This is a genomic window from Shewanella sp. AC91-MNA-CIBAN-0169 (assembly GCF_040310165.1).
GTDB lineage: Bacteria > Pseudomonadota > Gammaproteobacteria > Enterobacterales > Shewanellaceae > Shewanella.
Window position 1 is genome coordinate 1 of the sequence record NZ_JBEOPM010000048.1, and the last position, 4,625, is coordinate 4,625.

The 4,625-nt window shown below is 46.7% G+C and carries 7 protein-coding genes; 4 read left to right on the forward strand and 3 right to left on the reverse strand.

Annotated elements, in window-relative coordinates:
• The 4 genes from AAEY98_RS21905 to AAEY98_RS21920 all read left to right on the forward strand — a co-directional run bounded on the left by AAEY98_RS21905 (nucleotide 1) and on the right by AAEY98_RS21920 (nucleotide 2,118).
• Complete coding sequence (locus tag AAEY98_RS21905; protein ID WP_502959371.1) at nucleotides 1–108, forward strand: winged helix-turn-helix domain-containing protein; 108 nt, start codon at nucleotides 1–3, stop codon at nucleotides 106–108.
• Between the two features lie 7 nt (nucleotides 109–115).
• Nucleotides 116–1,378 carry a sensor histidine kinase gene (locus tag AAEY98_RS21910; RefSeq protein WP_182745428.1) on the forward strand — a complete coding sequence of 421 codons (1,263 nt, stop codon included), beginning with the start codon at nucleotides 116–118 and terminating at the stop codon, nucleotides 1,376–1,378.
• 97 nt (nucleotides 1,379–1,475) lie between these two features.
• Nucleotides 1,476–1,823 (forward strand): hypothetical protein, encoded by a 348-nt coding sequence (locus tag AAEY98_RS21915; RefSeq protein ID WP_351011903.1) that lies wholly within the window; start codon nucleotides 1,476–1,478, stop codon nucleotides 1,821–1,823.
• Between the two features lie 28 nt (nucleotides 1,824–1,851).
• Nucleotides 1,852–2,118, forward strand: a complete 267-nt coding sequence (locus AAEY98_RS21920; protein WP_351011905.1) for a hypothetical protein — start codon at nucleotides 1,852–1,854, stop codon at nucleotides 2,116–2,118.
• Nucleotides 2,119–2,327: 209 nt separating this feature from the next.
• Here AAEY98_RS21920 and AAEY98_RS21925 read toward each other — a convergent pair whose 3' ends face one another.
• Genes AAEY98_RS21925 through AAEY98_RS21935 form a run of 3 tightly spaced genes read right to left on the reverse strand, consistent with a single transcriptional unit; the run spans nucleotide 2,328 to nucleotide 4,379 of the window.
• Complete coding sequence (locus AAEY98_RS21925) at nucleotides 2,328–2,888, reverse strand: cytochrome b (RefSeq protein WP_351011907.1); 561 nt, start codon at nucleotides 2,886–2,888, stop codon at nucleotides 2,328–2,330.
• Entirely contained in the window at nucleotides 2,875–3,525 is a 651-nt protein-coding gene (locus tag AAEY98_RS21930) for a hypothetical protein (RefSeq protein ID WP_351011909.1), read from the reverse strand. The genes AAEY98_RS21925 and AAEY98_RS21930 overlap by 14 nt, the downstream gene beginning before the upstream one ends.
• Before the next feature lie 32 nt (nucleotides 3,526–3,557).
• Nucleotides 3,558–4,379, reverse strand: a complete 822-nt coding sequence (locus tag AAEY98_RS21935) for a MipA/OmpV family protein (protein WP_182745418.1) — start codon at nucleotides 4,377–4,379, stop codon at nucleotides 3,558–3,560.
• Nucleotides 4,380–4,625 lie beyond the last annotated feature (246 nt).

A 4,625-nucleotide genomic window follows, 5' to 3' on the forward strand; every position in this document is an offset into this window, starting at 1 on the left:
GTGCATATATCTAGGTTACGCGCCGAGATTGAAACCGACCCTAAACAGCCTCGTCGTGTTATTACTGTGCGCGGTGTTGGCTACTTGTTTGCACGGTCGCAGGTGTGATGCAGTTATGATTAACAGCCGTCTGTACCTACAAATCTGCTTCATCGTTTTTTCAAGCTTATTGGGATTCGCTCTGGTCGCCACGATTGCTTGGACGATCATTGGTCAAGATCAGTATGACGAGCAGCTATTTGTCAAAACCGCTGCCCTTAGTGAACTTCTTGTGCCCAGTGCCACCGAACCAGACGATGTGCAGCAAGCAGCCATCGATAAAATTGGCAACTACCTCGATATTGATCTATCCCTCTACAGCAGCGAAAAGCTGTTGATTGCGTCAGTCGGTACAGTAACGCCATTGGATGACGTACCGTTGGCCGAGGGCGCGTGGCGAGAAACAGAAGGTGGCACGCGGTGGGCAACTAAATTAACAGACGGCCGCCAGCTCGTTATCAACGTTAACCGGATCGCATTGCCCGGTGAATCCGCCGTGTTTGTGATATTTCTGATCATTTCCGCGCTTGGTATCGCAGCAATCATGTACCCGTTCATTCGAAATTTGACGGGAAGAATAGAGCGGCTTCAACTCGCTGTCAGACAAATAGGCTTCGGCGATCTCAGCGCTCGTGTCGAGCCAGAAGGCAGCGACGAGGTCGCCGCCCTTGCTGGTAGCTTTAACTCTACCGCCGAACGCATCGAAGCATTGGTCAATGCTCAAAAGCTGCTACTCGCCAACGCATCTCACGAACTGCGCACACCTCTCACACGCATTCGTCTTGGTATTGAAATGATCAAAACCGTAGAAGATGAACCCCGACAATTAGCATTGGCACAAGATGTCGAAGAACTACGAGTATTGATCGACGAGCTAGTTTTGATGACCCGCATCGATGCCGGTGTCGTACAACAGGATTTTGAGGTGTTCGACTTAATGGGTGTCGTCGCAGAAGAGTGCGCTCGTTACTCAAATTGCGATGTTCAGGGGTCGCCTGTGAGCATGTTCGGGGATGCACGAATGATCCAGCACCTTACCCGAAACTTGGTAGATAACGCGTTTAAGTACGGCGGCGCACCTGTTGCGGTAGACGTTCAAGTTAATACTGAGTATGTAAATCTGATCGTCAGCGATGGCGGCGACGGTATCCCAGAAGCAGATCAAGCAAGCATGTTTGAGCCTTTTCAACGTGGCCGCGGCAAACAGAATATCTCCGGTAGTGGTCTGGGGTTGTCGTTGGTGCAGAAGATCACTGATGCCCACCGAGGCACAATAGACCTGTCCTCTGGCTCGTCATCAACGGTTACGATTAGATTGCCGCTTGATCTAAGGACGTAATCGACCATCTGCGATGGTTACTACGTTATCAAGATTTTTCTTGTGTAATACCCGTTTAGGTTGTTATAAATAAAGGATAACAAGAGAAAGAAATACAATGACTAGCGCAGTTATTGAACATATTGAACCAGAAGAAAAACAAGGCTTTTTATCTAAGCTATTTAACAAAATAACCGCCCCTGTTCGGGATTGGCTCAACGATATTACAGACCAGTATGAAGACGCTAAAATACGTGTTGAAACTGGCGTAACGCCTAATAGAGAATTTAGCAGCGCGGAACTAGACGAACAACGCTTTAAGCACATTGTAAAAAATGTTTATATGCGTGATGTTGTCGAAAGTAGTCCAGAAGGTTTACGCGCCTCTATTGAGCAATTCCATAAAGACAATGGCGGCGGCTTTGATGTTGAAGAGGTCGCAAGATACGCAGAAACAATCCCCTAAATAAGCGCGAGGCCATGACCCCCTATTTTTGAAAAATTCAGAAACGCAAGCTGATATTGACTATAGAAATGACGTAGTAGAGCGAGAAACTAGGCATACTAACCAAGTTAATAAATGGGATGAATTAAACGATACTGTAGGCGGCGATTTATTCGATAATGACGCAAAAATATCTATAATGCGAAAACATGATAATGATGATGGAGGAAGCTGGGAAGATTTCAGAGAAAAAGTTATCAATGACATAAAGAGATTAGATGATAGCTCATTAGAAACACACAATTTAGATATATAAAAAAAGCCCCTTAATTGGGGCTTTAATCTTATTCGCTGTTAGTGTGATTTTCACTTACCGGTTCGCTCCCCAGGCGAATGACAATACAATTAAAATAACCTCTTAGGAGAAATTAAGAGGTTGGAAAAATCACACTATATTAAAAATCATGTTTCCTACACCATTAAAAAACCCCACTGCAATACCAGCTCGTTTGATGCCGCTAACGATCATTGCTTTTTCTCCCATAACATCCGTCGAAGCACGCCATCTTTAATCCAAAATTGATGTACCAATGCCGCGCCGATATGGCCAATAATCAGCCCTGCGAAGGTGTGCATCGCTTGGGCATGAATGAAACGTTTAAGGTCAAAATTGTCGTGGCCAAAAAAGGAAAATGTATCTTGTAGATCGATCACCCCAAGAACGACCACCGGCACGTCATGGGCTACCGCTGTCATGAGGCCAGTAACAGGTACAACGATCATCAAAATGTAAAGTGTGGAATGGATGACCTTCGCAGCGATCACTTGTGGCCGTGATAATGTCGCTGGTAACTCTGGCGGCGGGTGTGATGTGCGCCATAGATAGCGAAGGCCGCAAAGCGAGGCGACTAAAAAGCCCCCTAGCGCGTGATACGAAAGCGCCGCCGACAATGCCTCACCTTCGTAATTATCTAGCGACCAGCCGTAAAACAACATGGCGACCACCAAAGCCGCCACAATCCAGTGCAGCCATTTAGCAACCGAGGTGTACGCCGTTGCCCGCGCTGTATGTTCACCTTTTAGCATTGTCGCCGCCTATCATCGTTGGGGCGCTCACCAAGATCGCATTATCATACGGTTGGAGAAGCCGCACGACCACATCAAAATGCAGCACACCGAATATCGCAAACATGTAGAAACCACTCAAACCGCTCGCTGGATCGAGCAGCACCCACGGTTCATTAACAATGCGGTCGATACCGATTAGGTATGCACCAAGAAAACCCACTTGTATGTACAAACTCAATACCCGCGAAAAAAGCGACGAACGATTGGTGCGCATAAGATAGATATAGGCCAATGACACACTGGCGATGTAAAAGTGCAAGTAGCTCACATAAGGGATAAACCAATGTGCCTCAGTGTAGTCCATCTCTTCCAAAATCATGGTCTTGAATGCTACCGCGATAACGCCGGTGAAGAAAAAACACATCATGAAATACAGTGACAAAATGACGTAGCGATATCGCTGACGAAGTGGCGAATCGAATGTGCCATTGGCCATCATTAGACGATAGGTACGCCTGAAAATGAAAATGGCGAGTATCGTCATCAGTGGTAGATACACATAGGCTTCAAAGAAGCCGGTCGAGCGTACCGCGAGCAAAAACGGTGCGATTATCTCGCCCAATGCATTGGTATAAGTTACGGTTTCAGCAGTCATGGCAGTTCACCTCTCTCGTTAATATTGGTTGGTTAAAACTGGTAACTGAACATGAGGCCACCTATGGCTTGAGCGTCACTACCGCGCTGTGTAATTAGCGAAGAATCGGCAACCTCATCGCCGAGCATGTCGTAGCCAGCAAAGCCAATCAGGGTGATTCGATCATTGAGCGGTAAGACCACCGAGCCATGCAGTCCATAGGAAACCAATCCCGCATCAGCTTGATACGTGGAAAGTCCTGAGCGCGAGGCTTGCACTGTGGTGATACCAAAATAGGTCTGATTGTAGTTTTTATCGCCATAAACGACTTCTGGCCCTACCGCAAAAAAGGCGGGTTTCGAGAACATCTGGAATTGTCCGGTAAATTTGATCTCAGCTTCTGCAATCAAACCCTCATGACCGCCGGACAGCCCTTGGCGTACTTCCAGTTTTGATCGAATCCGACTAGCTTCATATTCGATATATGCACCAACCTCAGCCGAACCGTCAATATCACCCAGCCCCAGCAGATCATTTACGTCATCACCAGATATACGCAATGGATTATCACCATCCTCATCGCGGCCAAAATCGTATTTAACAATCCCGCCAGCCTTCCAGTTATCTGTTGCCACAAAGTTATAGCCGACACCGCCTAACAGTGATGCAAAAAATCGATCCCCGTAAGTCACGCGCACATCGGGGAGAATGTTCAGTTGGTTTTCGTCATCCCCGACATAGGTAGGGGCGCTGACGACTCCAAGCGTGGTCGAAATACTCCACTGGTCTTCGGTCTTAGATTCTTCTGCGAAAGCAATCTGTGTGCTGAATAAGAGTACCCCAAGGCTTAGTAAAGTAATGCGTTTTGCAATCATGATCTTTCTCACTTAATAGTGTTTGTGTGGCCGCACATCGCGGTATTGGCAGTTGCCCCACTTGTCTATAGTCATAAAAACACGACTGCATTGCTCTGATTTTTCTGCGACGTAAAGTAATGTAAAGCTAGAGAGTTTTAAAAAATGTGGCATAATATGGGCATGCCTGTGACCAAAACGACTGACAACATTTTGCTAATCGACGACGATGAACGTCTCGCAGCAATGATCAAAGAGTATCTTGAG